This window comes from Pseudomonadota bacterium (genome assembly GCA_027624715.1).
GTDB lineage: Bacteria > Pseudomonadota > Gammaproteobacteria > Burkholderiales > Eutrophovitaceae > Eutrophovita.
This window is the reverse complement of the sequence record JAQBTV010000002.1, coordinates 66651-90389: the sequence shown is the minus strand read 5'-3', so window position 1 is coordinate 90389 and position 23739 is coordinate 66651. Positions and strand designations below refer to the sequence as shown.

Sequence of the window (23739 nt, the reverse complement as noted above, 5' to 3'; positions counted from 1 at the left end):
TCATGGAGCAATCATTTCGCAATCTATTGATTCTAATATTGGGAATCACGCTTCTTGTTTTAAGCATCGTTATGGATGCTATATTGGTAGACACTTTGGTAGTTGCTAATGCGCTACTTGTTACTGGCTTACTTGTAACCATCTTAGGCGCTTACCTGCTACGAGCCGAATTAAATCTATTCTTTAAAAAACAACAGGGCGAAGCACTTGCGTGGTCAGTTGGAATGGTGGGCATCGTGGTAGCAGTATGTTACCTATCAATTAAATATCCCTTTCGGATCGATATGACTCAAGGAGATTTATACTCGCTGTCCGCAGAAACTATTGACATGCTAGAAAATCTAAAAACTCCCGTTCATATCAGCTTCTTTCATGATCCCATGATGCGAGACACGGTGGAGTTCTATCAGCTGATCGCGTCAAAGTCAGATAAAGTCACGGTGGAGTTTCATGATCCAATGCTCAACCCCTCTATTGCCCGTATGAAAGGAGTTGAGTTTTCAGGTACTGCATTGTTCGAGAGCGAGGGTCGGCGATTACAAGTCAATACGGCCCACGAAAGTGATATCGCAAACGGCATTCTGAAAATATCTCAAGGTATTCAGCAAACAATCTGCTTCTTAGATGGCCACGGTGAACCGGATCCTTTCAGCTTAGAGCAACATGATCATAACGAGGGTGATATCGGTCACGAGCATGGGCTAGGGACGCAGTACGTGCTACATGAACGCCATGGTATGGCTAAGCTACGCAATAGCCTCGAATCAATGAACTATGTAGTTAGTAAAGTTACTCTGGCTCAAGGGGGAGGTGCAAAAGAAGATTGCGCTGTGTTTTTAGTAGCCGGGCCTCAAACGCCGCTCATGCTATCTGAGGTTCAATGGATTGATCAATACATAAAAAACGGAAATAACATCTTATTTATGCTCGATCCATTTGTGAAAACTGGGCTCGAGCCAATCATTGAAAAATTAGGCGTTGTATTGGACAACAATCTCGTTCTAGATCCAGAGAGCCATTTCTGGGCGGATATTTCATCACCAGCTGTAACAAACTATAACCGTCATTCAATCACTGATGATCTAACGCTGACTTTTTTCCCTGGTGTTCGCTCACTCTCCCCCACTGATGTTCCGGTCTCTAATACAAATGTGCGGCCGCTCATTAACACATCACTTAAAAGCTACGGGGAAACTGAAATTGCCCAACCTGGATTCAATGATGGCGTTGATCGTAAAGGACCACTCACACTAATGGTTATCGTAGAACGCAACCCGGGCTTTGGAAAAAACGCAGAGGCGATGGCGCGCGAATTACGGGGAGAGACAGTAGAAAAAACAGCTGCGCAAGAAGTTACTGGCCCCTCTTCGAGAATTGCTATTATTGGCGACTCAGACTTCGCGACCAACTCTTTTTTTCACGTAATGGGTAACGGAAAACTGCTGTTGAGTACTATCAACTATCTAGCTGCACAAGAAGACCTGATTGGTTTAGAGCCAAAATCACTTGATATTGCCAGGGTGAATTTGACGAATACTCAAATGAAGGGAACCTTCGTTTTATCGATCATTCTTATTCCCGCATTAATGGCTATCATTGGCATAGCTGTTTGGTGGAGGCGCCGTTAGTGAGCTCAAACTCGAGCGTCAAAATTGTATGGATCATATTGCTGTGGCTAATTGCGCTTATTGTCGTCCTCAATTTGAATCAAGATGGAAGCAATGACAACCATTCCGGGCACGGCGGCCACAAGAACGTATTTGAGAGTGGTGCCTTACTACCTGTTGAACTGTCAGAAATTTTATCTGTTGAGCTCGTCTATCAAGGGGATTCATATCTACTGGAAAAAGACAAATCGGGGCACTGGTTTTACCATGTCCATGGCGCGACAAATGGAGTTTTAGATTCCCATGAACATACAGCTACACCCGATGAGAATGAAACTATTTCCATCTCCTTAATGGGACTTGAAAATGCTCGGGTCGAGAGGCGACTTAAAACCAGAGAAAAAGACGAATATGGCGTCACAAAACCGTCACTTATCTCAATCTTGTATGGCTGGGACAAATCACGACCTATCAGCCAGTTCGCGTTTGGTGACCTCGCCACAGACCATCTCAGTCGGTATATACACCTCGTCGGATCGGACCAAGTTGCTACGATTGCTAATTACCAATATACCAGTCTGATTGAATTGGTAGAAAAGCTACAAAAAATTAATCGAGAGGCCAGTCAAAAAACCTCAAGATCGTAAGCAAACCAATACCGCACAATAATGATTGGTGTAGACTATACAGCTTACATAGTTTTCTTTTAGCGATTTTCCAAAACAACCTGAAATGAACGAGCTAAACGGCAAACGTATTCTTCTCGGCGTCACAGGAGGTATCGCAGCGTACAAAGCTGCTGAATTGGTCCGCTTACTAAAAAAAGACGGTGCTGATGTTCGCGTAGTAATGACGAACTCTGGGGCTGAATTTATTTCTCCTGTAACCCTGCAAGCGTTGAGTGGGAATCCTGTGTACACATCGATGTGGGATCAAACCATTCCAAATGGTATGCCTCATATCGAACTATCGAGGGATTGCGATCTCATTTTGGTTGCACCAGCTACGGCTGACTTCATAGCTAAACTCACCTCGGGGCGAGCGGACGACTTACTCAGCACACTGTGTCTAGCCAGACAATGCACCCTGATGATCGCACCCGCAATGAATAGACAAATGTGGGAGAACGCCTCTACACAAAGGAATATCAAAACCTTACTGACTGATGGTATTCACCTCATCGGGCCAGATAGTGGTGAACAAGCGTGTGGTGAACTAGGGATTGGCCGAATGAGCGAACCGTCACTGATCGCCAGTGAGCTCGTGTCGTGGCTACAGCCAAAATCACTGCAAGGCAAAAATGTAATTGTAACAGCCGGGCCGACCTACGAGGCAATTGACGCAGTACGTGGTATTACCAATACAAGTTCGGGGAAAATGGGATATGCGGTAGCGCAAGCCGCCCAAGATGCAGGCGCTAACGTAACACTGATTTCTGGAAAAACCAGTCTTAACCCTCCAACGCGAGCAAGATTCATTTCGATAATCTCGGCTCAAGATATGTTTGATGCGGTGCTAAATGAGATAGATCACGCAGATATTTTTATATCGGTCGCTGCAGTCGCAGATTTTAGTGTTAAGAATCCAAGTGCACATAAAATAAAAAAATCGCAACAGAAACTAAGTATTGAATTTGAAGAGACACCAGATATTTTGAAGTCGGTTGCCCGTCGAAAAAATCATCCCTTCTGCGTTGGTTTTGCCGCAGAGAGTCAAGATGTTGAAGAGTATGCTCGAAAGAAAAGAATTGAAAAAGGTATTCCTTTGATCGCAGCCAATCTAGTTACTGAAGCACTTAATAGCGACAATAACTCACTAGTGCTCATCGATGATCATGGAACAAAGAAACTAGCCCCTAGCTCGAAACTTGAACAAGCCAGGCAGCTCATGACGCATATAAGCGGCCTTATCAATAAACAGTAAGCAAACCCAAAAAGACTAATGAATCGCTTAGACGTCAAAATTCTAGATTCAAGAATTAAAGATCAACTGCCAGAATATTCAACCCCAGGCTCTGCAGGACTCGACTTGAGAGCCTGCCTCGATGAAGCGAAGACTGTTGAACCGGGGCAAGCAATATTGGTACCTACAGGCTTTGCTATTAACATTCGAGATCCTAATTACGCAGCCGTGATCCTTCCCCGTTCAGGACTAGGACACAAGCATGGGATTGTCTTAGGAAACCTAGTTGGGCTTATAGATTCGGATTACCAAGGACAAATTATGGTATCAGTTTGGAATAGAGGATCAGAGCCATTTCAATTAATACCCATGGACCGTATCGCACAATTGGTAATCATACCGGTAGCGCAGGTTGCATTTAATCTAGTGGATGATTTTGACGAAAGTTCGCGCGGTTCTGGGGGATTTGGAAGTACCGGACACCAATAAAAAAACCGGCTTTTAGCCGGTTTTTTTATGAATCAAAACGCTCTACAGCTTACTCAGGAAAGACCATAACCTCTTCCTTAATATAAGGATCCTTGATTTCTTTGGAGGCAATACGGCGAATTTCTTCTGCCCGCAAATACGTTACGATCGATAGGATGTCCATCCCAGAAATCGTTGTACCAAACGCCCCCATGGCTCCACCCAAACTTTTATTGGTGATGCCGACAGAGATGGTTGTCAGGATCGCCATATTACTGTTCGCGGAGTAGGAAAACTTTCCACACGTCAAACAAGGACCTTTACCGCCCTTACCTTGACCACCATGACAAAAGGAACATCGACGGTCATACCATTCCCGACCGTTTTTAAATAAGCAATCTTTTTCGATTTCCAATGCCAAATCTGCACTATTACTTTGATGCATTTTGCCCGCATATATTTGATCAATACACTCTTGTGTGAGTGTTTGCTCTGCTAACGTAGATTCCTGAGCATAGACATTGCCTACACCCATGTTTGCTAAAAGCCCTATCACAATAACAGCGCACGCTGTGGCACCGTAGCGACGGAAGGGTAATAAAAATGACATGCCTGACATACCTAATTGCCTCCCCAATCAAATAATTTACTGCATATATTCTTACTCTTCTAACGCAGGAAAGTATGGAACATAATACTTCTCTACTAGCCTCGCTATTGTACCGTTTTGAGTTAATGTCTCAATACCCTTATTAACAAAATCCAGTAAACTTATATCGTGCTTTCGAACGACGAATTTGAGATCCCACATTTGTTGTCCAAGCCCCTCCCCAACATAGTCCGCTCCTACTGCTTCATACAGCGCACGGGCACTATATTTGTCAGACAACGTAAACGTTGCTTCCGGATGAACACGTTTTGCTTGAGAAGGCGCATGCGAAAACACAATAGCTGCATCGGTTGTACCTTTGACCATGTCTAGCATCACACGTGCGTTGTCCGCTTGTAAGGCGCGTTTGATACCACGATCATGAAGCCACGCATCAATCGGCGTAGACATTTGTACCCCAATAGGAATACCCGCATCTATAATTTCTTTAATCGTTAGGCCCGACGCTTTATTTTGCGTCACCATAACGTACCCCACTGACATATAGGCCTTGGTGAATGCCATCTGCCCCATCAGTACGTCGTCTTCGCCGTTATCGCCTACGCCAGCAAACAAATGACATCGCCCTTTAAGGATTGAATTACGGAGTGCTCGTGACATACCTCCTCGGGTACCAGTGTCCGCCCAGTACATCTCGAGTTCTAAACCACCGAGTTTAGCTAACTCGCCCATAATTTCTATATCAAACCCCGGTGGGGTGACGTCTTTAACTGAATACGGATAAGAGTACGGATCTGCGCACACCGTCATCTTGCCCCGCGCTTTAATTTTGTCAAAGGTGTTTTCTACGTCGTCAGCTGAACCGATCAGCGGCAAAGAACCAAACACGATACCAATTAAAACTTTCAACCATTTATTTTTCAACAAAGCTATCTCCCAGGAACTGTAGTTCAAATTAAGAAAGATCAGTTTACGTCTATTAAGTTCACAATATTTCAAATAATCAACAATGACGGAATCTTATTTTCTGCATGATGATCAATACTCCGATCATCACCCATTTACACAACTCTGCTACAAAAACAAGGGAGGGCTAAAAAGCCCTCCCTCATTTAACTCTTACAACTACTTCTCAGTAGCGTCTAAAAAGTCAATCTTAGTTGACTGAGAAGACCATTAAGCCACCACCTTTGGTGTGTGTCTTAAGGAAGTTTGCGTAGTACAGAGGCCAAATACCACCACCACCAGCACCGTATACGATGGCAACGTACTGCGTACCTTCAAGGGTATATGTGGTTGGGTTACCGTGGATACCGGAACCAACGTGGAATGACCATAGGTGTTCACCTGTCTCGTCATTAACAGCGTTGAATCGTCCATCTGGATCGCCGTAGAATGCTAGTCCACCAGCTGTGCTCAAAAGACCACTTGTTGCTGGCCAGCTCTGTGACCTCGTCCATGCAAGCTTACCGGTAGCAACGTCAAACGCCTTAATCAAGCCAGCGCCAGCGTTGAACGTAATAACCTTAGCACCTAAGTACCACTCACCACGCTTCCACTCCATCTTCTTAGCCTGGAGGTCCATAGTGAAGTTGTATATTGGCACGTAAGCCATCTTAGTTCGAAGGCTGACTGAGAGCGGATGCCACTCTTTACCACCGTCAAGTGATGGTGCAATGTTCATGGTCACACGATCATAAACAACGTCCATTTCTGGATAGTTGAATACTGGTCGGCAATTGTTTTTAGCTGGGCTAATTGGCTCTTTGACCCAGTTAACATCTTGCATTGCCGTAGCCCAAAGACACTTCATCTCATTACCTGAAGCAGTCTTCCGAGTGTTACGACGGTCAATACCGTAAATGTAACCGTTTCTGTCTCCGTGAACGAATAACTTCTTGCCACCGAGGTCAATCTGAACGTTCTCGTTCACGCCATCATAATCGTATGGATCGTTTGGAGTGTACTGGAAGTATTTATCCATTTTTCCAGTGTCAGCATTAACTACAATTGCAGAATTTGAGAAGAGGTTATCTCCTGGACGAACGTGTCTATCAAAGTCAGGACCTGGGTTACCAACTGGCCAGTAAAGCTGATTGGTTTCTTTATCGTAAGAGCCAGTAATCCATGTTGATCCACCACCGTACTTCCAAGACTCGCCACCCCATGTATCGTTACCAGGCTCGCCTGGTCCAGGAATGGTGTAGGTCTTCCAAGCTGGAGCGCCGGTATCTGCATCAATTGCAGCTAACCAGCCACGAACACCGTACTCAGCACCCGCGGTACCGAAAACGATTTTATTGTTGACAGCAAGTGGCATGATTGTAAACGTTTCTGCGTAGGTGTAATCACCAAGCTTCTTGTCCCAAACAACATCACCCGTTTGGTTATCTAGAGCAACAATGTGTGCATCTAATGTTGCGAGGTAAACTCTGTTCTTATATACCGCAACACCACGGTTCACTACGTCACAACACAATTTCGGGAAAACGTCGCCTGGAAGCTCACGCTCATATTTCCAGATGATGTCGCCCGTTGCACCATTCACAGCAATCACGCGGTTGAATGACGTTGTTACGTATAAAGTACCGTTAACTGCTACAGCCTGGCTGTCTTGCCCTTCAAGAATACCGAATGACATGTTCCAAGCCGGCTTTAGCGACTTAACGTTCTCACGATTAACTTGAGAAAGTTGGCTGTAACGGGTCATTTGATAATCTTTACCGTAATGCAACCAGTTCTGTGAATCTACGTCAGCGTTCGTCAACATGTCCTGCGTTACATAGTTTGGATATAGGGTAGACTCTAGTCTATCCACACCAACTGCAGAAGCCATGCTGGAAGCGCCTAAAAAAGCTAGTGCGGCTGTTGAAACCGCTACGCGCTTAAAGTTATGCATATAAAACACCTCCCGATTTGGTCAACTCTTCTTTAGACACCATTCTGAATGTTCCAGAATGTATCGCAGTCGAGTCTAATTTGTTTGGTTTTAGTTAACTATTTACAAACCACTTAAAGCCTAACTACTTATCTAGCAAAATAACTAAGAAGTTAAAACTTCTCGCAACCTAAAAATAGATGAACACACACTGAATGTCAACATAACGGAACCTTATTATTGGCCTATATAGAGATATTATTGGCCTATATACAGATAAGAATAGCGTTGAAAATAACTATACTGCTACGCAACAAATATAAATTGATGGTCTCTAGAAGATGGCCAGACTGTGAAATGTTGACGAAACGACTGACATTTGTTGATAAAACTTGTTTTGGAAGTATTGAAACTGGTATTAAATTTCATTATTTCAGTTTAAGGATTCATAAAAAATGACTCAAATCTTTGGTATAAATTGGAAAAATTTAGCTTGGTTGGCGCTATTTTTTGCGTCGCACAACGGTAATCTTGCTGCCGATCCCCTCATTACTTTTCCAATCATCGTTAACGACATCAAAATCAGAGTTGAGCTCGCAAATACCCCTGAAGCCCGCGCACGTGGATTCATGGGGCGTCAATTTCTAGCTCAGGACCGCGGAATGATTTTCGTGTTTCCAAAAGAACAAATGTTTTCTATGTGGATGAAAAATACCCCTATTGATTTAACCGTTCTTTTTGCAAATAAACAAGGCCGCGTCATCAATATTGAGCACATGTCACGAAATACCCTTAAGTCTTATACCAATGCCACTCCAGCAAAGTTCGCTCTTGAAGTCAGTAAGCACTCGCCTTTAGCTGATTCAGCACAACCTGGGGATCTCATTCTGGGACTTGAACACATTCCTGCAGCGACTCATTGAGCGTTTAAGGGAGTCTACTCGCTAAACACCATGGCTCATCAATCAATTCGAGATTTGAAGTAATCCTCAAATATTCGATCTGCTATCAAACGATTCCCAACATGATTTAAATGGCAAAAATCCAGAAAGATCTCGCCATAGGTGTGACGTTGGTCGAGGGCATCCGTGATATCTCCAAAAGATACCCCATCTGCGACTAATTCGAGACTTACGTCGCGAAGCTTGGGATACCCTTTTTTAAAGGCAACATCCACACCAGGTGGCGTTTCCAAATAGTGCGTCAATAATCCCGTCTCATACACTGACCTCTGGGGCATATCAAAAATCGTAGGCTGCAAATAATGAACAAACTCAGCATTCGAACGCGCGACAAGAGCATGGGCCTCACTAACCGAAGCACGAAACTGCGCCGCTGCCAATTCGACTCCTTCAATTAACGCATCTGGATTTGTAATCGTGGCGGGAACAGACCGATCAAAAATGTCGAGCGCGACATCAGCAGTGAAACTATAGCCCTTTAGTCGATCATGCCACCGACTCATCCACTTAGCCATCGGACTCAATTTTTGAATAGGACGAAAATTGGGAACTCCAGATTTCCATCCACCGGAGGCTCCTCCAAATACAACATAATAAATATCGTTAACACCATGATAAAAGATAATGATGTCGGTACTGCGCAGAGGAATCTTTTTTAAGATCGAAACTTGCTGGTAAGCATTCATACCCGGCAAACCATAATTGAATACTCTCAAAGCTAGTCCTGAATCGTTCAGCATGCGCTGCAAATAGCTCGCTATCGTATGTTCGTCTGGAACTTCCTGGCCAAAAAGCGTGGAGCCACCGAACAATAAAACGCGACGCGATACGTCCTCAGGCACATCTGTGGTTACTCGAAATCCATTCTTAACATTGAAATATTTAGATTGATAATCATCAAGCTCAACAATTTGGGCCAATCGACCATTCACAAAGGTCTCAGACTCTTTAAGAAATTGCTCGTTGAAGTAATCAGCAGTTTGATACGGCGGCGGCTGCGTTGCACGAAATTCCCATCGCGAGAGTTGATGGTCTCTGACTGTTGTGACCCAAACCCAAGATCCCAACTCTAGCAGGAATAGTGAAAGCAGAGTCGCGGCTAAAAAAACTAGGGAATTATGTAGGAATCTCTTCAAACTGCATTACCGTAGGCTCACCTAATGTGACCAATTATAAATAGATTCAACGCGCTTAAAATACATGAGGAAAACTGCCACTCTTCAATCAAACATCTTCATCGCGGCGCCAAATAACTCAGAATTAGGATCTGCAAATGTATCAAGAATACTGAAATGATTATCCGTTGGACATGGGATATCCAATCCAATGCTCGACGACCACGAATGCGCAATCAGGCGATGCTGATCTTTAAATCCACCTAACTCTTGCCCTCCAACCGTAATGGACAAACGCGTCCCTTGAGGGGGGGGCATTAAGGCTGGACTTAACAAGGCAGCATCAGATTCCGTCATACGTAAGTCCGCATTAATTGAGGCAATTTTAGTCAGGACTCTTAAATCGTAGAGCCCACTGATTGAAAACCCTGATTGAAAAATCTTTTTCGGCAAGGCTTTGGAAAAATTAGGCCATTCACAGCTCAAAGCCATCGCGGCTAAATGTCCTCCAGCAGAGTGTCCGGCCACAAATAAGCGATTTTTAGGCACTCGAAAATCGTTCGCATTTCGATATAGATAAGCTCCTGCTGTCATCACCTGAAGCACTAGTTTTTGCATCGAAACATTAGGGCATAAAGAGTAATTAATAACAGCAACAGCGACGCCACGGTCGACAAATGGTCTAGCAATAAATGCGTGCTGACTTTTGTCAAGTGAACGCCAATAGCCCCCATGAATGAACATCAGCATCGCGCTTGGTGAGCCAATCGGCGTATAAACATCCATCGTCTCTAACAAGTCATCACCGTACGGCACATCCCGCTCACACTGATCTTTTAAGGAGCGACAAATCCCCGACGAATTGAATGTCCAAAGGTCAACGTAGTCTTGGAAATTGGGTACCGCTGCACGATTGTTATAGAGCTTTTCCAGATAAGCTGCATCACCAAGCATCGTCTAAATACCCCGTTTGATATTTCAGATAATCAAGGCTGCCTGTCTCAAACATGATACAAACCTCACGTTGGGTGACCATTTTTATTATGATCAAAATAGACTACACTAGCTATCAACGGTTCTCAATGAAGAATGAAGTAAGCAAAAAAATATCAATAAAAATCAAAGGAATAAAAGCGTATGACGAGTCAACCTTGGCCAAAGCCATTAGTCTCGACAAACTGGCTTTCAGAGAACCTCGACAACCCAGAAGTAAAAGTCATAGACAGTTCCACGCTTCTGCCGCCAAAACCTGATTTTTCCATATATGACGTAGTTCCAGCTCTCGACGACTACAAGAAGGGGCATATCCCGGGAGCTCAATTTATAGATATCGAGCACGAGCTATCCGCGCCGCACGCACGCTTCCATTTCATGCTGCCCACTGCTGAGGTATTTGCACGGACAATGGGACGCCTTGGCGTAAGTGACGACACGATGGTCGTAACTTATGCGACAACAAACCACTGGTGGGCTACACGACTTTGGTGGACATTAAAGGTTTTCGGTCACGTTAACGTCGCAGTTCTGAATGGCGGTTTTCAAAAATGGCAAGCAGAACACAAACCTATAGAAACGGGCGATGCTAAACCCGTCACTTCGGTCCATTACTCATTACGGGAACCCAATACTGCATTAATCGCAAATAAAGAATCGGTATTACATCACCTCCAGGGACAATCAGCGTGCCTAATTAACGCGCTCAGACGTGAGCAGCACGATGGAGTTGGTGGAATTCACTATGGACGTAAAGGGAGAATACCTCGGAGCATTAATCTCCCAGCCCTTGAGCACGTTAACGGGGACAACACATTCAAATCAATCGAAGAGCTGAAAAAGATCTTTGCAGACCCACTACGCAATGAGGAAGTCATCGCATACTGCGGAGGTGGCATTGCGGCAACAAGTGTGGCTTTAGTGCTGGATATGCTGGGGCATAAAAATGTTAAAGTCTACGATGCTTCCCTAACAGAATGGGCCGCGGATGAAACATTACCGATGGATGTTTAAGCCGCTCGCTTAATTTTTTTTAAAGAAGGACCATAACATGATTGATTTATTTTCCATCAACAAAGCAGACTTCTCTGAACCAGTAGTCGTAACAGGCGCTGGGGGCTGTATCGGAAGCTGGGTGTTACATCTCCTGCAACGCGCAGGCGTTAGCGTCATAGCACTTGATTTACGTAAAGACACGCGACGACCAAGCTTACTGATGACTAAAGAGGAATTAAACTCGATCTCTTGGCTAGAGGGCGACATCTCAGAACCAAAGACAATCACACACGCTGTGGAACAACACAAGGCAGGCGCCATTATTCACTTAGCTGCACTTCAAGTACCTTTTTGTAGAGCTGATCCTATACTGGGAGCACAGGTCAACGTCGTAGGAACAATAAATGTTTTAGAAGCAGCTCGGCACTTTGGCATCAAACGTCTTGCTTATGCGAGCTCAGTCGCCGCCTATGGGGTGTTTGATCCAGATACGCTGTCAACACTTTACGGTGCGTATAAGTATTGCAATGAGGAGACCGCCAAAGTTTACATGCAGGACTGGGGAGTCCCAAGTACGTGCCTCAGGCCGGGTGTCGTCTACGGCATTGGTCGAGACCAAGGAATGACTTCAAAGACAACTTTCGCAATTCTTGCTGCCGCAATGAAGCAGCCATACACCGTTCCATTCATAGGGCCTTTGTCCTGGCTACACGCAGGCGAAGTGGCTAGCGCATTTATTAAGTCCGTATCACAACCAAGAAACGAAGCTCGTGTTTTCGATATCAATGGTGCCACTGCGACAGTAGAAGAGGGTATCAACATCCTTAAAAAAATAGAACCAAAAGCAGAAATCAGCTTAGAGGGTGCGGCACTTCCATTTCCATCCAACCTTTCAGACGAACCGCTACGCGCTTACTTGGGTGACTATGGCTCAGTCGATCTCGTTCGCGGAATTCAGCACACCTACGACAATTTTTGCCAATTAGTCACATCAGGAAAAATTGGACCAGATGCGTTTGCGTGACGTCAGTCGGGTGTCCCTTTAGTGATGGTCGTCGATTTTTTATCTGAGTCACCTTGATTATCTAACCAACTCACCTCGACATTATCCCCAGGCACACCACCTCGGAAGTAACAGAATAAAGATGGATTTTTAGAAACTCCCCCACCCCAGGCAGCAGACAATACTGTTTTCCCTTCATGACGTACCATCACATTTTTAATAAAGTGCGCAGGAACTAAAGTACCGTCCTTTGTCTTACGAAACCCAGTCTCCATATCGTGACGAATCAAAACTTGAACAGTAGTCAGTCCGCTATCATCACATGCCGCAACAATTCTCATCTGACGTGCCATACCTAGCTCCCGCAAACAACCTTAAGATCAACCACCACAACCACCTACAGTCACCTTTATCAGCGTATCAGCGCTAATAAAGCCTTCGTCTATTTTTACCAAGGCAAAAACGGACGCTGTTTCACGCATTTTAATGCGCGTGCGAATAAACGGAACTGCCTCGGGCGACAACTCATAGTAAGCCGCTAATGGTCGGGGATTTTTCTCGCAAAGCAAAGCAATTGCACGCACTTGTAAACGCTCATCGACTTTGATACCCACAGGGACAACAGCGCCATTCTCGGCTATTGGTGGCGCGATAAATTGAATAAATCCACTCACGTCCTGAATCACCGGCTGAGAGGTCAGCGCGCTGATGGCAACGGAGAGGTTTTCCGCCTCGAACGCCTGATCACTCCAAGCCCAGGCGTTACCGTACGCGAACTTTATAAACCCCACCTCAGATAAACTGAACAAGGCACCTAAAAGTCCTGCTTCACGCATAAATTGTCTTCTCGAACTATTCATCTTCACCATTAACGAACTTTAAATCTACAAAACAAAACAACCATCCTCAGTGTTACAGAAAATTAGCACCTTAAGGTGTAATTTGATCACAAAACCATACACTTTCACAAATAGTGTGACAGTCGCAGATAGAAAAGGTTTCTAACCCCTGCGATTTCTCACACAAAGATGAGACTTAATCAAAGTTAGACAACCCTAAACGTAGCGAGATATTTACGCGTGCATACGCATCACTTGTCAACGGTATTTCAACAAATCCGACCGATTTATACAGTCCAATCGCCGACTCCAAAATAGTGTTTGACATGATCTCTATTTGCGTCGCGCCCAGACCCTCTGCAATTTGAACAATTTGACGCAACATCGCCCGCCCCAAACCAAGGTCTTGTAACTTGGGGTAACGGCCATCTTCGAAATCTCATAAGTGGTGTCACTGTGTTTTAGTAAGTCACAACACCCCAATGCGAGACCTTCGACTATGGCGAAGATAACGGTACCATCTGAATCAATAAATGATTGCTGAGGGTTCGAGAGCATCTTCAGATCTATCTCTTCAGGCTCAAAGAACTTTTCGATCCACTCAAGGTTTAATTTTTTAAACGCCTCCGCATAATGCGGTGAAAACCCTACAATCTCATATTTTTTTTATAACGCAACGAACTTTCTTACATTAAACACTGCATATCACCGTCGACATTTAACGCTTGCCCGGAGATTGTTCGGCCCAATGGAGAAACAATAAATGCGATGAGATCCGCAAGTTGCCGTGGATCAATCAACTCTTTCATAGACATCATCGATAACCACGTTTTTGTGAATTCTTCCGCGGTTTGCCCTGCAATATTCGCTTTCTCTTTAATAACTGCCTGTATTCGCGCCCCATCAACCGGACCAGGCAACACCGCATTACAACGAATGCCAAATGCACCTAATTCCATTGATAACGACTTAGTGAAGCCGACAACGCCCCACTTTGCTGCGGAGTATGGTGCTCGATTTGGAAAACCAAATCGTCCAGCAGCAGAGGACAAATTAACAATGGATGCATTATTTGATTTTTTGAGGTAGTCAACAACAAGACGTGCACAATTGAATTGCCCCGTCAGGCAAACCTCGATACACCGATCCCAGTCAACTGGATCAATCTCATGAAATGAACCAGTCGGCCCTGCAATCCCAGCATTATTAATCAAGCAATCCAAACCACCCAACCCCTTTACAGCTTGCTCAATCATATTGGAAACCGAATCTCGTTTGGATACATCACAAACACCAGTCATCAGGGCTGGATTTTTTTCTTTAACCGCATCCAAGGCTGCAACGTCGATATCACAAATATAAACTGATGCGCCTTCGGCCAGCAGCCGCTCAGTGATCTTAAGCCCAATACCGCCCGCCCCTGCCGTTACGATCACTCTTGTATTTGTTAATTGTAAGTCCACATTTTTCTCCTACATTCTTTGTTTAATAGTATTTGAATTACCTCACCAGTTTATCTGATTTACAGCTTAAACCCTGACAGCAGAACAACATGCGCTTATTCCTAAGTTATTTAAATTTCTCAATAAGAAAACGTGTCAAAATACCAAAGTACAAATCCTACCTTGTCTATCGTTATGATTAATACTTAACAAACATGTTTCTAAGCCGAACTAAGCATGATGTACTAATTATTGGATTAATCAGTATCGGTCATGGGGCTTCGCACTTTTTTCACCTCATACTTCCCGCGTTGTTTCCCTGGATTAAAGCCGCATTTGATCTGTCGAATACGCAACTCGGTTTTCTGATGACCGTATTTTTTATCACTTCAGGTATCGGCCAGACTCTGGCTGGATTTTTTGTTGATCGTTATGGAGCAATCCGTGCACTCTTATTAGGACTCACCCTATCCGGAATTGCCTCTTTAGGCTTTTCACTCAGTTTTAGCTATTTTTCGCTGATTGGATTTGCATTAATGGCCGGGGTGGGAAACAGCGTTTTTCACCCTGCAGATTACTCAATACTCAATCAAAAAATACATACAAAACGACTAGGGCATGCCTACAGTACACACGGTATTTCAGGTGCATTAGGTTGGGCTGCCGCTCCTGTTTTCTTAGTTGGGTTAACTGGATTGTTTAATTGGAGGATAGCAATCGCTGCCACGTCATTAGTTGCGTTCAGTGCTGTGGCGCTGTTGTACATCAATCGCCATCTTCTTGCGAATAAAAATGAAAGTAGCAATAACGAAGCAAAACTATCGAATATTAATACCAATAGTTTTAAGTTTCTTAAAATCAAGGCTGTTTGGATGTGCTTTACATTCTTTCTAATATCAGCTCTGGCATTCGGGGGGATTCAAAGTTTCGCCCCAGCAGCCCTTTCAACGATTTACTCGATACCTCACACAATGGCAATAGCGGGTATCACAACCTACATGCTGGCAAGTGCAATCGGGCTATTAATTGGAGGTTTTATCGCTTCAATGACAGGTCGCCACGACCTAGTCATTATGCTAGCCCTGTTTATCGCAGGCGCCACAGCAATCATCACTGGATTAGGCTTGTTTCAAGGTTGGTCTGTTATCCTCCTACTAGGAATTATCGGCTTGGGTGCTGGTGTGGCTGGCCCCTCACGCGACATGCTTGTTCGCGCAGCATCACCGAAGGGGTCAACAGGCCGCGTTTACGGGGTTGTGTATTCGGGTTTAGATATTGGACTTGCAATAGCGCCTTTAATCTTCGGATTACTAATGGACTCAAATTTATCGATATGGGTATTTTTTCTTATCGGTTTATTTCAATTTACCGCCATCCTCGCCGCAATCGAGGTTCGACATCAAAGATTGGTAACTGCGTAACGCAGCACTACGCATGACCCAAGTTCAAATAAAAATCATTACATTGTTCGTCGTCGGCATCCTGTTAGGTCCAGCCTACCACTTCTATTGCTTGGCTTTTTCCGGAGAAGTCCTTAGTACCGTGATGCTTAATCAAAAAAGTGACCGTTGGATACTTAATGATGGATCGATATTCCGTATCACCAGAGGTTTAAGCTATCAACCAATAGAAATTCCATTATCGCCAGCTGACAATGTTTTACTCGTCAAAATTTCTTGTGCACCGGTGCGATGCGGGCAACTCAATGGGTTCACACTTTCTCTATCTACTGGAACCGCCTTTTTATTTAACGAAAATATTAAGGTGAACTCATTGTGGCCCTTCTCTGCGCTCAGCTTGGGGCCGATATCGATTCCTTATCCAGAAAAATTTATGCTCTTAATCGAATCGATCTCAAACACACGTGAGTCGCCACCACTCGCGCTATCGATCAAGAAGAACGTGACATCTCCCAGCTATCTACTGCTTTGTATCGGATATGGCTTGACTCTACTACCAGTGATATTGCTATTCCGAACATTTCGTAAAAAATAAAAATATTGAACGTATCAATAACTCAACTAAACAACCTATTTTATAAACCAAACGCAAACCATGAAAATCACCAATTTAGAAGTGTATATTCTTCAAGCAGCAAACACGGGTAGGCCGCATTGGGTCAGCCACTTTATCGTTCCCAGGGCAAATGAAATTCTCGTTAAGTTACGCACCGACTCTGGTATTGAGGGTTTTGGGCTGGCCACAAGCTACACGCCAATCGAAGCGGCAGTGCACTGCTTTAAAACTGGAATCAGTGACCAAATCATGGGGGCAGACCCTCTGGCCACTGAAAAGTTATTTCAGACCTTATTTAACTTGACTCATTCTCGATTAGCACATGAGAAGGGTTGGGGCAAAGAGGCATTGATGCGGATTGCTGCTGCCGTAGATATTGCCTGCTGGGATATCCTTGGCAAGCATGCAAATCTCCCACTGTACAAACTGTTCGGAGGGTATCGCGACGCAATACCGTGTTATGTAACCTGCGCTTATTACCGAGATGGCAAGGACCTAATCGAACTACGAGACGAAATCCAGATGCTCAAAGCACAAGGACACACAGGATTCAAAGGTAAGGTTGGGGGCGTGACACTCGCGGAGGATATTGAGCGTATGGCGGTCATTCGCGAAGTCATCGGAGATGACTGTGACTTGATGGTTGATGTTAACCGAGGTTGGGATCTAAGGACCGCAATAGAGGGAGCAAAACTGCTGGAGCCGCTGCGCCCTCGATGGCTGGAAGAACCCGTGCGGTGGGCCGATGACCGCCGAGAACTTAAGCTACTCTCACAGAAAACATCGATACCATTATCAGCAGGTGAAAGTGAATTAACAACCTGGGGTTGTCGATCGCTTATCGATGAGCAGTCCATTGATATTTTACAGTTCGACTGTACGATGACAGGAGGTTTCACAGAAGGACGAAAACTTTCAGCCCTTTGCGAGCTCAATCATATACAAATAGCCCCTCATCATGACTGCTTTATTCATGCACACATTGTGGCAGGCAGTCCCGCCGGCTGCATTGTCGAATCGTTCACTGACCCTGAGCGGGACCCACTTCAAGCCGAGCTCTACGAAAATCCTCCGGTAATCAAGGAAGGGGTGCTAACACTCAATGAAGAACCCGGTCTTGGGCTCCGTCTATCTGAACGGGCTGTCGCCAAGTTTGGCACTCGAGTACTTTAGCTCAGAAAAAAACACGATTGATTGTCCTGCGTACGCACATGAGAATTAATAAAAATGATTATTATTTTAGGGAAATCTAAAACACCCCTCCTCTGGAGCTATGACCCCCATCAACGTTAACCACAATCCCGCTGAGATAGGAAGCGCGTGCAGACGCAAGAAATAAAACCACATCAGCGACTTCATTAGTGGTTGCCGCGCGGCCATAGGGGAGGCTCTTCAACAGATCACGCCACCGATCTTCACTACCCAGCTCTAGGACGGCTTTAGCCTTCATCAAGGTCACCATACGATCGGTTTCAACCGCGCCCGGACTCACAGCCAAACAACGAATTCCATCCTTAAAGCTATTACTACCTAAAGCTCTGGAAAACGCATTTAACGACGCATTCGCCGAAGATCCAGCGATGTAATTTGTATCCAATCGGTCTGCAGCGAGTCCGGTCACATTGATAATCACACCTGAATTTTTTTCAGCCATTTGCTGATACACAGCCCGACTCAGATTGATATAGCCAAAAACTTTCAAGTCCCAAGCATCGCGCCACCTAACCTCATCAATAGTCTGCAGATCTCCACCAGGAATAGCGCCTGCGTTATTAACTAAGATATCGATGGGTCCAGCTGCGGTTAACAGAAGCAGAATATTTTCAGATTTAGACAAATCAAGAGCGCTATATGAGATCCGCCCTTGTGCTACCTCGTTAAGTTTAGCGCTTACATCTTTCAGCGCATCTTCTGAACGAGCGACAAGATGCACATCACACCCCTCAAATAAAAGACCTTTTGCTACCGCTAAACCTATACCCTTAGATGCACCTGTGACGAGCGCACGCTTTCCTTCTAAATTTAAATCCATCGCAGCCTCTCTAGACTTCTTTAAATAATAAAACCTGTATTAAAACGACCGAGGCAAGCCAAGAACATGTTCCGCCGTGTAAGATAAAATTAAATTAGTTGATATCGGCGCCACTTGATAAAGCCGTGTTTCTCGAAACTTTCTTTCAATGTCATACTCAGACGCAAATCCAAAACCGCCATAAGTTTGCATGCATACATTGGCCGCTTCCCATGATGCTTTCGCCGCTAAATACTTGGCCATATTTGACTCCGATCCACAGGGAAGTTTTGCATCGAATAATTCACAGGCCTTCCAACGCATGAGGTTTGCCGCCTCGACCTCAATAAACGATTCAGCAATTGGGAATTGAACTCCTTGATTTTTGCCAATAGGCCGATCAAACACAATCCTCTCCTTCGCATACTTCGTAGCTCGATCAACAAACCAGTAGCCATCACCAATACACTCTGCGGCAATCAACGTTCTCTCAGCATTGAGGCCATCCAATATGTATCGAAACCCCTTACCCTCTTCTCCAATCAAATTTTCAACAGGGATTTCTAATTCATCAAAAAACAATTCATTAGTCTCATGATTAACCATATTTTCAATCGGTCGAACAGTCAGGCCGTTGGCTATCGCATGATGCAGATCTACGATGAAAATGGACATCCCTTCGGACTTTTTAGTGACTTCTTGCGTCGGGGTAGTTCTAGCTAACAAAATCATAAGGTCTGAATGCTGTACCCGTGAGATCCAAACCTTTTGGCCATTCACAACATAACGATCACCCTTCTTCACCGCAACCGTCTTAATTTTAGTTGTATCGGTTCCAGTAGTAGGCTCCGTAACCCCCATAGACTGAAGTCGCAGATCGCCGCGCGCAATTGCAGGCAGGTATTGCTTTTTCTGTTCGTCGGAACCATGACGTAATAATGTACCCATGTTATACATTTGGCCATGGCAAGCACCTGCATTTCCGCCTGAGCGATTAATCTCTTCCATAATCACCGAAGCCTCGGTCAAACCAAGACCGGAACCACCATACTCCTCTGGAATCATCGCTGATAACCATCCGGCCGCCGTTAGCGCGTTAACAAATTCCTCGGGGTAAGTCCTTTTTGAATCAATCAATCGATGATATTCATCTGGAAACTGTCCACAAACCGCGCGGACACCATCTCTAATTTCTTGATACTGATCTTCAGCAATACGCATATCTTATTCCGTTCTTAATTAATACAACTCGGTTAGGACTTACACGTCGCTCGCGCTTCCATCGCAATATGCCCTCGATAATCTGTCGCCCACAAATTATAAGCACCTGTCCCTTTTCCCTTACCATGAGTCATAAAATTATGTGTATCGTATAAAGGTTTGACTGCACGAAATTGAAAACCAGTAAGAAGTAAATCTTTATTTTGAGAAAATAGCAGCTGCACCAAATAGGTTGCCGTCAGCGGACCATGAAACACCAGACCTGGATAGCCTTCCTCTTCCAAACAGTATTTGCGGTCATAGTGAATTCGATGGCCGTTAAAGGTCAACGCAGAGTATCGAAAGAGCGTCACAGGATCAGGGGAAACCTCCTTCGAAAAATCAGGTAACTCGTCGGCTATTTTAAACTTAGGAGAAGGTGTATCGTGCGATACCAGATCACGGTACACAATGTCGTGTTCTTCATCGATTAATACCCCGTCCTCATCTAGAATCTGATGTGCAACTGTTACAAAGACCATTTTTCCACTCCGTCCATTTTTGGAAACGATATTTTTAATCGTAGATTCTCGACGAATCGCCCTCCCTACCAAGAGCGGTCTAGTAAACTCTAACCTCCCGCCCGCCCACATACGCCTGGCCAGATCGACAGAGGGTAAAAACCCACCCCGTTCAGGATGTCCATCGTTCCCCAATTCAGAGAAAGGCACCACTGCGGCGAAAAACATCCAATGCCATAAACTTGGTAACTCCCGACCCATGAGTTGGTGCGGGGCTGTCATGTTAAGCGTCGCATACATCTTTGCAACACGCGACTCATCCACATTATCCAGAGCCGTCACAGTGCGCCCAATCCAATCGCTAAATAAATTCTTAGGATCCATTAAATCAATGTCTAACGTTCATAACAAAAAGTTCATCGTCTATTCGTGATGATGAACTATCGTTTTTGTAGTCGTAAAGTGCTCAAGCGCTATAAAACCTTTTTCTCGCCCATGACCACTTTTCTTCATCCCACCAAAAGGTAACTCCACACCACCCCCAGCACCATAATTATTGATGAATACTTGTCCACAGTTCATGCGTTTTGCGACTCGCTGCTGCCGGTTTCCATCCTTCGTCCAAACTGAACCAACTAAGCCGTAATCCGTTGCATTCGACAATCTTATGGCATCAAGTTCATCATCAAAAGGTATAGCCGAGAGAACTGGGCCAAAAACCTCATCACACGCTAACCGATGATCACGAGGCACATTTCCAAAGAGTGCCGGCTTCACCCAAAAACCGTTTTGATCAAGCCCATCAGCAAACACACCCTCAGCGAGCAGTTCGATACCTGACTTGATCGCATCGGTTCTAAATCCGTCAACAAGGGATTGTTGTCGCACGTTCATTAATGGACCACAATCGAGATCCATCTCTGGCGTTCCCACTCTCACTTTCGCGAACTGCGCTGCCACTTGGTTCATGAATTCGTTGTAAATTTCTTTTTGAACGAGTAGCCGACTTCCGGCGGAGCATGTTTGTCCCGCATGTTGAATGATGGCCTTCACAACAGTCGGAAGCGCTTTATCTAAATCCGCATCTGAGAAAATAAGTTGCGGTGACTTACCTCCCAGCTCTAATGTACACCCAACGAAATGTTTTGCAGTCCCCTGCTGGACTAAAGTGCCTACACGTGGCGAACCCGTGAAACTCATAAAATTAATATGTGGGTGATTCGCTAAAGCCGCCCCGGCACTCTCCCCTAATCCAGCAACAATGTTGAGTGCCCCTGCTGGAAGACCGGCCTCCAGTGCGAGTTGAGACATCACCAAGGTGGTAAGGCACGCGTCTTCAGAAGGCTTGACCACAGCAGCATTCCCGACGGCTAACGCAGGGCCCACACTCCGACCAAACTGTTGCGCAGGATAATTCCAAGGAATGATGTGAGCAGTTACGCCATATGGCACCCGGTGCACACTGACGCTGTAACCGCCTAAATAAGGGATCACCTGGCCATGTAATTTATCAGCAGCACCAGCATAGAATTCGAAATATCGGGCCGCTGCGGTGATGTCAGCACGACCTGCCGTTATCGGCTTGCCTGTATCTCGAGATTCAAGACTAGCTAATTCTTCAAAATTTTCCAAAATAAGCTGAGACCAGCGGTACAAGATTCGACTGCGCTCAACTGGAGCCATCCGACCCCAATCACCATCTAGAGCATTCTGAGCAGCACAGACCGCAGCATTAATATCGGCCTCATCACTATCAGGTATGGTTGCAAATGTTTTCCCATTACACGGATTGATCATATCTAAGGATTGACCGGTTTGAGCCGGTACATATTTACCGTCAATCAAATTTAAATACGATTTAATTTCTAATGCTGACATTACTCACTCCACTCTCTTAATATTTAAAAAAAGAATATTGATCTGAACTCAATTCACACGACGTTAAATAACACCGAAATTTTTAAGCTCATCGATTTCACTATCGCTGTATCCAAATTCGGATAAGATCTTTTCTGAATGCTCGCCCGCCTCTGGAATACGGTCCATCCGAGGCAAGAATTCTTTTGGAGCACCTGGGTGGAGCATTGCCTTTACTGGTCCATTCGATGAGTCGACCAATCGCCACCTGTCGCGCGCCGCGAGTTGCTCATGATCCCAAACTTGTTGCATTGAATTCATAGAGGCGTTTCCAATTTTTGCAGCATCCAAGCACTCAGTGACCGAAGCCAAAGTCATTTGGGAAAATACTTCAATGATGATTGCACGTAGCTCATGACGGAATTCTGATCGCTTCGTATTTGATGAGAATCGCTGATCCGTTTTAAGGTGAGGTTGCTGCAGTACTTTATCGCAAAAAATAACCCATTCACGCTCATTCTGAAGTCCTAATATCACCGTTTTGCCATCACCAATTGGGAATGGCCCATAAGGATAAATTGTCGCATGCGAAGCTCCAGCTCTCGCAGGAGGCTCGGCACCATCGTAAGCGTAGTACAAGGGGAAACTCATCCATTCGGCCATGGTTTCAAGCATTGAAATATCAATATGACATCCAGCGCCTGTTTTCTGCCGACTAATAATCGCCGCAAGAATATTACTAAAGGCATACATTCCCGCGGAAATATCTACGATAGAACATCCTGCTTTAGCAGGCTCATCCTTGGAACCCGTGACGGACAAAAGACCCGACTCAGCTTGAATCAAAAGATCGTAAGCTTTCTTATCTCTATAGGGGCCATCTGAGCCATATCCAGAGATATCACAGACTATTAGTTGAGGATAGCGGTCTTTCAATTGCCCATAAGAAAAGCCCATTCGCTCTGAGGCCCCTGGCGCGAGATTCTGTAACAGCACGTCCGCACCTTTTAATAATTTGTATACGATTTCGAGACCCTTTGCTTGTTTCAAATCAAGCGTGATACTTTCTTTGGAGCGATTCGTCCACACAAAGTGAGACGCTAAACCATTAACGCGATCGTCATAAGCCCGCGAGGGATCACCACCTCTAGGTCTTTCTATCTTGATTACGCGGGCTCCCAAATCCGCTAACTGCCGCGTACAGAATGGTCCCGCTATAACATGCTCAAGCGCGACAACTGTTATTCCTTCTAGTGGACGCATATTGTGTTATTCCTGACGATTTCAAATTTAGGGACAAACTCTAACACGCAGAAGAC

The 23739-nt window shown here is 44.9% G+C and carries 23 protein-coding genes and 1 pseudogene; 10 read left to right on the top strand and 14 right to left on the bottom strand.

Features of this window, described 5'->3' with window-relative positions; translation table 11 throughout:
• The first annotated feature begins 2 nt into the window (after positions 1 to 2).
• The 4 genes from O3A65_01940 to dut all read left to right on the top strand — a co-directional run bounded on the left by O3A65_01940 (position 3) and on the right by dut (position 3998).
• A complete protein-coding gene (locus tag O3A65_01940; protein MDA1331221.1) occupies positions 3 to 1628 on the top strand; it encodes a GldG family protein in 1626 nt (541 codons plus the stop codon).
• Positions 1628 to 2254, top strand: coding sequence for a hypothetical protein (locus O3A65_01935; protein MDA1331220.1), 627 nt, complete (start codon positions 1628 to 1630; stop codon positions 2252 to 2254). Before O3A65_01940 ends, O3A65_01935 begins: the two co-directional genes overlap by 1 nt.
• A gap of 85 nt (positions 2255 to 2339) precedes the next feature.
• A complete protein-coding gene (coaBC, locus tag O3A65_01930; protein ID MDA1331219.1) occupies positions 2340 to 3530 on the top strand; it encodes a bifunctional phosphopantothenoylcysteine decarboxylase/phosphopantothenate--cysteine ligase CoaBC in 1191 nt (396 codons plus the stop codon).
• Positions 3531 to 3548: 18 nt separating this feature from the next.
• Positions 3549 to 3998 (top strand): dUTP diphosphatase, encoded by a 450-nt coding sequence (gene dut / locus O3A65_01925; GenBank protein MDA1331218.1) that lies wholly within the window; start codon positions 3549 to 3551, stop codon positions 3996 to 3998.
• A 49-nt stretch (positions 3999 to 4047) separates the two neighbouring features.
• On the opposite strand, the gene O3A65_01920 is transcribed toward dut, so the two are convergent.
• The 3 genes from O3A65_01920 to O3A65_01910 all read right to left on the bottom strand — a co-directional run bounded on the left by O3A65_01920 (position 4048) and on the right by O3A65_01910 (position 7486).
• Positions 4048 to 4587 (bottom strand): c-type cytochrome, encoded by a 540-nt coding sequence (locus O3A65_01920; protein MDA1331217.1) that lies wholly within the window; start codon positions 4585 to 4587, stop codon positions 4048 to 4050.
• 51 nt (positions 4588 to 4638) lie between these two features.
• On the bottom strand, positions 4639 to 5514 hold the full coding sequence (locus O3A65_01915) for a transporter substrate-binding domain-containing protein (GenBank protein ID MDA1331216.1): 876 nt from the start codon (positions 5512 to 5514) through the stop codon (positions 4639 to 4641).
• 229 nt (positions 5515 to 5743) lie between these two features.
• Positions 5744 to 7486, bottom strand: a complete 1743-nt coding sequence (locus O3A65_01910) for a PQQ-dependent dehydrogenase, methanol/ethanol family (protein MDA1331215.1) — start codon at positions 7484 to 7486, stop codon at positions 5744 to 5746.
• Positions 7487 to 7920: 434 nt separating this feature from the next.
• Between O3A65_01910 and O3A65_01905 the strand changes: the two genes are divergently transcribed.
• Positions 7921 to 8388, top strand: coding sequence for a DUF192 domain-containing protein (locus O3A65_01905; protein ID MDA1331214.1), 468 nt, complete (start codon positions 7921 to 7923; stop codon positions 8386 to 8388).
• A gap of 38 nt (positions 8389 to 8426) precedes the next feature.
• Here O3A65_01905 and O3A65_01900 read toward each other — a convergent pair whose 3' ends face one another.
• Positions 8427 to 9563 carry a hypothetical protein gene (locus O3A65_01900; GenBank protein ID MDA1331213.1) on the bottom strand — a complete coding sequence of 379 codons (1137 nt, stop codon included), beginning with the start codon at positions 9561 to 9563 and terminating at the stop codon, positions 8427 to 8429.
• Positions 9564 to 9647: 84 nt separating this feature from the next.
• Positions 9648 to 10496, bottom strand: coding sequence for an alpha/beta hydrolase (locus O3A65_01895; GenBank protein MDA1331212.1), 849 nt, complete (start codon positions 10494 to 10496; stop codon positions 9648 to 9650).
• Positions 10497 to 10679: 183 nt separating this feature from the next.
• Between O3A65_01895 and O3A65_01890 the strand changes: the two genes are divergently transcribed.
• Positions 10680 to 11549, top strand: coding sequence for a sulfurtransferase (locus O3A65_01890; protein MDA1331211.1), 870 nt, complete (start codon positions 10680 to 10682; stop codon positions 11547 to 11549).
• Between the two features lie 37 nt (positions 11550 to 11586).
• A complete protein-coding gene (locus O3A65_01885; protein ID MDA1331210.1) occupies positions 11587 to 12555 on the top strand; it encodes an NAD-dependent epimerase/dehydratase family protein in 969 nt (322 codons plus the stop codon).
• A 2-nt stretch (positions 12556 to 12557) separates the two neighbouring features.
• Here O3A65_01885 and soxZ read toward each other — a convergent pair whose 3' ends face one another.
• The 4 genes and pseudogenes from soxZ to O3A65_01865 form a co-directional block, all read right to left on the bottom strand.
• Entirely contained in the window at positions 12558 to 12887 is a 330-nt protein-coding gene (soxZ, locus tag O3A65_01880; protein ID MDA1331209.1) for a thiosulfate oxidation carrier complex protein SoxZ, read from the bottom strand.
• A gap of 27 nt (positions 12888 to 12914) precedes the next feature.
• Complete coding sequence (locus O3A65_01875) at positions 12915 to 13370, bottom strand: thiosulfate oxidation carrier protein SoxY (protein ID MDA1331208.1); 456 nt, start codon at positions 13368 to 13370, stop codon at positions 12915 to 12917.
• A 199-nt stretch (positions 13371 to 13569) separates the two neighbouring features.
• Positions 13570 to 13779, bottom strand: a pseudogene (locus tag O3A65_01870) (GNAT family N-acetyltransferase).
• Positions 13780 to 14059: 280 nt separating this feature from the next.
• Positions 14060 to 14836 (bottom strand): SDR family oxidoreductase, encoded by a 777-nt coding sequence (locus O3A65_01865; protein ID MDA1331207.1) that lies wholly within the window; start codon positions 14834 to 14836, stop codon positions 14060 to 14062.
• A gap of 194 nt (positions 14837 to 15030) precedes the next feature.
• On the opposite strand from O3A65_01865, the gene O3A65_01860 reads away from it, so the two are divergent.
• Genes O3A65_01860 through O3A65_01850 form a run of 3 tightly spaced genes read left to right on the top strand, consistent with a single transcriptional unit; the run spans position 15031 to position 18004 of the window.
• On the top strand, positions 15031 to 16236 hold the full coding sequence (locus O3A65_01860; protein MDA1331206.1) for an MFS transporter: 1206 nt from the start codon (positions 15031 to 15033) through the stop codon (positions 16234 to 16236).
• Positions 16237 to 16249: 13 nt separating this feature from the next.
• Positions 16250 to 16810 (top strand): hypothetical protein, encoded by a 561-nt coding sequence (locus tag O3A65_01855; GenBank protein ID MDA1331205.1) that lies wholly within the window; start codon positions 16250 to 16252, stop codon positions 16808 to 16810.
• 60 nt (positions 16811 to 16870) lie between these two features.
• Positions 16871 to 18004 carry a mandelate racemase/muconate lactonizing enzyme family protein gene (locus O3A65_01850; GenBank protein MDA1331204.1) on the top strand — a complete coding sequence of 378 codons (1134 nt, stop codon included), beginning with the start codon at positions 16871 to 16873 and terminating at the stop codon, positions 18002 to 18004.
• 76 nt (positions 18005 to 18080) lie between these two features.
• Here O3A65_01850 and O3A65_01845 read toward each other — a convergent pair whose 3' ends face one another.
• The 5 genes from O3A65_01845 to O3A65_01825 form a co-directional block, all read right to left on the bottom strand.
• On the bottom strand, positions 18081 to 18863 hold the full coding sequence (locus O3A65_01845) for a short-chain dehydrogenase/reductase (GenBank protein MDA1331203.1): 783 nt from the start codon (positions 18861 to 18863) through the stop codon (positions 18081 to 18083).
• A 39-nt stretch (positions 18864 to 18902) separates the two neighbouring features.
• The gene (locus tag O3A65_01840; GenBank protein MDA1331202.1) at positions 18903 to 20063 is read right to left on the bottom strand and encodes an acyl-CoA/acyl-ACP dehydrogenase; all 1161 of its coding nucleotides are present in this window, start codon (positions 20061 to 20063) and stop codon (positions 18903 to 18905) included.
• A gap of 32 nt (positions 20064 to 20095) precedes the next feature.
• Positions 20096 to 20947, bottom strand: coding sequence for a MaoC family dehydratase N-terminal domain-containing protein (locus O3A65_01835; GenBank protein MDA1331201.1), 852 nt, complete (start codon positions 20945 to 20947; stop codon positions 20096 to 20098).
• Positions 20948 to 20986: 39 nt separating this feature from the next.
• Positions 20987 to 22441 (bottom strand): aldehyde dehydrogenase family protein, encoded by a 1455-nt coding sequence (locus O3A65_01830; GenBank protein MDA1331200.1) that lies wholly within the window; start codon positions 22439 to 22441, stop codon positions 20987 to 20989.
• Between the two features lie 63 nt (positions 22442 to 22504).
• Positions 22505 to 23683 (bottom strand): CaiB/BaiF CoA-transferase family protein, encoded by a 1179-nt coding sequence (locus O3A65_01825; GenBank protein ID MDA1331199.1) that lies wholly within the window; start codon positions 23681 to 23683, stop codon positions 22505 to 22507.
• Positions 23684 to 23739: the final 56 nt, after the last annotated feature.

What these genes read in the sequence shown, in the direction of transcription:
- O3A65_01940 (MDA1331221.1), top strand. Translation starts at nt 3, where the DNA reads ATGGAGCAATCATTTCGCAATCTATTGATTCTAATATTGGGAATCACG.
- coaBC (MDA1331219.1), top strand. Translation starts at nt 2,340, where the DNA reads ATGAACGAGCTAAACGGCAAACGTATTCTTCTCGGCGTCACAGGAGGT.
- dut (MDA1331218.1), top strand. Translation starts at nt 3,549, where the DNA reads ATGAATCGCTTAGACGTCAAAATTCTAGATTCAAGAATTAAAGATCAA.
- O3A65_01920 (MDA1331217.1), bottom strand. Translation starts at nt 4,587, where the DNA reads ATGTCATTTTTATTACCCTTCCGTCGCTACGGTGCCACAGCGTGCGCT.
- O3A65_01910 (MDA1331215.1), bottom strand. Translation starts at nt 7,486, where the DNA reads ATGCATAACTTTAAGCGCGTAGCGGTTTCAACAGCCGCACTAGCTTTT.
- O3A65_01905 (MDA1331214.1), top strand. Translation starts at nt 7,921, where the DNA reads ATGACTCAAATCTTTGGTATAAATTGGAAAAATTTAGCTTGGTTGGCG.
- O3A65_01895 (MDA1331212.1), bottom strand. Translation starts at nt 10,496, where the DNA reads ATGCTTGGTGATGCAGCTTATCTGGAAAAGCTCTATAACAATCGTGCA.
- O3A65_01890 (MDA1331211.1), top strand. Translation starts at nt 10,680, where the DNA reads ATGACGAGTCAACCTTGGCCAAAGCCATTAGTCTCGACAAACTGGCTT.
- O3A65_01885 (MDA1331210.1), top strand. Translation starts at nt 11,587, where the DNA reads ATGATTGATTTATTTTCCATCAACAAAGCAGACTTCTCTGAACCAGTA.
- soxZ (MDA1331209.1), bottom strand. Translation starts at nt 12,887, where the DNA reads ATGGCACGTCAGATGAGAATTGTTGCGGCATGTGATGATAGCGGACTG.
- O3A65_01875 (MDA1331208.1), bottom strand. Translation starts at nt 13,370, where the DNA reads ATGCGTGAAGCAGGACTTTTAGGTGCCTTGTTCAGTTTATCTGAGGTG.
- O3A65_01860 (MDA1331206.1), top strand. Translation starts at nt 15,031, where the DNA reads ATGTTTCTAAGCCGAACTAAGCATGATGTACTAATTATTGGATTAATC.
- O3A65_01855 (MDA1331205.1), top strand. Translation starts at nt 16,250, where the DNA reads ATGACCCAAGTTCAAATAAAAATCATTACATTGTTCGTCGTCGGCATC.
- O3A65_01850 (MDA1331204.1), top strand. Translation starts at nt 16,871, where the DNA reads ATGAAAATCACCAATTTAGAAGTGTATATTCTTCAAGCAGCAAACACG.
- O3A65_01845 (MDA1331203.1), bottom strand. Translation starts at nt 18,863, where the DNA reads ATGGATTTAAATTTAGAAGGAAAGCGTGCGCTCGTCACAGGTGCATCT.
- O3A65_01840 (MDA1331202.1), bottom strand. Translation starts at nt 20,063, where the DNA reads ATGCGTATTGCTGAAGATCAGTATCAAGAAATTAGAGATGGTGTCCGC.
- O3A65_01835 (MDA1331201.1), bottom strand. Translation starts at nt 20,947, where the DNA reads ATGGATCCTAAGAATTTATTTAGCGATTGGATTGGGCGCACTGTGACG.
- O3A65_01830 (MDA1331200.1), bottom strand. Translation starts at nt 22,441, where the DNA reads ATGTCAGCATTAGAAATTAAATCGTATTTAAATTTGATTGACGGTAAA.
- O3A65_01825 (MDA1331199.1), bottom strand. Translation starts at nt 23,683, where the DNA reads ATGCGTCCACTAGAAGGAATAACAGTTGTCGCGCTTGAGCATGTTATA.